At 52.2% G+C, this 594-nt stretch carries 2 pseudogenes; both read right to left on the reverse strand.

What is annotated here, in order from left to right:
* Positions 1 to 299 (reverse strand): annotated as a pseudogene (locus D6C13_RS25360) (tail fiber assembly protein); the annotation flags it as partial.
* Between the two features lie 52 nt (positions 300 to 351).
* Positions 352 to 594: pseudogene (locus D6C13_RS25365) on the reverse strand (hypothetical protein); the annotation flags it as partial.

Below are 594 nucleotides of genomic sequence, written 5' to 3' on the forward strand. Positions count from 1 at the left end.
AGCAGTACGCTTTTACGCTGCTCAGCCACCTCAGCGGCAGGCTGCACGAACTGAATAAACTGACCGTCTTCATAGCGGTACGACCGCGTGCTGATATCCTCCGGCAATGCGGCGGCATCAACTTCATAAACGCTGACGCCTTCGGACAGCGTTAAAAAGTTGGGATTATCCGCCCAGGTGGAAATAAACCCGTCAGCACCGACGGCGACAAAACAGTTTTCTCCCTGCCATTCCCGGTCGCGCAGTTCATACCAGTCCGCGCCGTTTTCGTCTTCAAAATAGAGAACGGGAACTGCCAATCCTTCCTCAAAAACTTGCTTAGAGATTTTGATATTTTTGAACGTAATCATCTTAGTTACCCACCTGTCGCCAGCCACCGCTGGCGGTTCGTACCATTAACGCGCGGTAGTATTTCCCCATCATCCGGCAGTCGCCTAAATCCGGTCGGATATTTAACCCCGTCATAAAACACCCCGTCGGCGCTTCCCAGTTCTGCTGAGCAGTCCAGCCCGCATTTTCCAGCGCCTGACTGCCGCGCTGGACGTCATAGATATATCGGTTATTACCGTAGGCATAGATGTCATTGCGTAAATC

This window comes from Rahnella woolbedingensis, from assembly GCF_003602095.1.
Lineage (GTDB): Bacteria > Pseudomonadota > Gammaproteobacteria > Enterobacterales > Enterobacteriaceae > Rahnella > Rahnella woolbedingensis.